Origin of the sequence: Vibrio sp. Vb1337, assembly GCF_033338715.1 — a bacterium.
GTDB lineage: Bacteria > Pseudomonadota > Gammaproteobacteria > Enterobacterales > Vibrionaceae > Vibrio > Vibrio alginolyticus.
The window spans coordinates 1-1,040 of record NZ_JAWOTD010000270.1 but is presented as its reverse complement, the minus strand read 5'-3'; the positions used below and the strand labels follow the sequence as shown (position 1 = coordinate 1,040).

Genomic DNA, 1,040 nt, shown 5'->3' with positions numbered 1-1,040 from the left:
CTCGGTACTTGGCAAGGAGATGAGTTAAAGATCATCGGTCGGGCCGATAATCAATTTATCTCAGGTGGAGAAAACGTTCACTGTGAGGAAATAGAAGCAGTATTGAACCAAATTCCAAGCGTCATTCAGAGCATTGTCGTGCCAGTCGAAGATGCTGAGTTCGGTCATCGTCCTATAGCCGTTATTCAATCAGAAGCGTTACTGAGCCAACAGGAATACGAGCAATACTTGCGGAAAAAGCTTGAGAAGTTTAAATGGCCAATCGCTTACTATTTGATGCCACAAGCCTTGTTAGAAGGTGGAATTAAAGTTTCGCGTAAAGCGGTAAAAGAGTGGCTGCTTTATGAGTTAGATAATCAACGTTAAATAGCTGGCGCTCATTTTCCCGGCGGAAATGAGGCGAAGATTAGTCAATTTTGCTATGTGTTAGTCGGAAAGGGAATTTCGTAACCTTATAACTCTGAATCATAATTATGTCTCAACGTAGAGCAGAAAGGCATAAGCTTCAGAATGGTGAAATCGGTTTTATTGATAGCAGTGGTATTACAAATTGGCATCGCAATCAGCAGTGAAGGGCTCACTCGCTCGTTAGCGGAATTGACGGCGTTTTTAATCGCTATCGCGTTGGTGTTTGCGCTCAAGAGTGACAAACCAGAGTCAACCTCCGACCAACGCGCTAAGTCGACAACGATTATCTAAGTACTAGCCAGCTTAGTGATGTGGTGGAAATTAATACCCATAAAGTCACACCAAACAACAGCGGTTTAGGACCCGAAGATTTCAGTTTCGAAATCGAAATACTACATCCTATCAAGAATAAGCACACCACCAGAGCTTGCTTCGCAATGGTAAAAATACCGTGATACACCACCTCAAATTGTGGAAAGAAATCACTAAAGGCGATGGCCGCGCAATACCAGAAAATGAAGTAAGGAATCACTAACTTTTTCGAACCGTTCTCTTTGTTCCCACGTGAGAAAATCACGGCGCTAATCAAAGCAACAGGAATGATCCACAAGGCTCGCGCCAGTTTGAGCGTG

The 1,040-nt window shown here is 43.5% G+C and carries 3 protein-coding genes; 2 read left to right on the top strand and 1 reads right to left on the bottom strand.

Features of this window, described 5'->3' with window-relative positions; all coding sequences use genetic code 11:
- Nucleotides 1-366, top strand: a 366-nt coding sequence (locus R7E42_RS25565; RefSeq protein WP_411978991.1) for an AMP-binding enzyme, incomplete at its 5' end; no start/stop codon positions are given.
- Nucleotides 367-510: 144 nt separating this feature from the next.
- Complete coding sequence (locus R7E42_RS25560) at nucleotides 511-699, top strand: hypothetical protein (protein ID WP_318073320.1); 189 nt, start codon at nucleotides 511-513, stop codon at nucleotides 697-699.
- On the opposite strand, the gene R7E42_RS25555 is transcribed toward R7E42_RS25560, so the two are convergent.
- The coding region (locus R7E42_RS25555; RefSeq protein WP_318073319.1) for a putative sulfate exporter family transporter at nucleotides 692-1,040 on the bottom strand (349 nt) is incomplete at its 5' end. The two genes, R7E42_RS25560 and R7E42_RS25555, sit on opposite strands and share 8 nt — an antisense overlap.

What these genes read in the sequence shown, in the direction of transcription:
- R7E42_RS25560 (WP_318073320.1), top strand. Translation starts at nt 511, where the DNA reads ATGGTGAAATCGGTTTTATTGATAGCAGTGGTATTACAAATTGGCATC.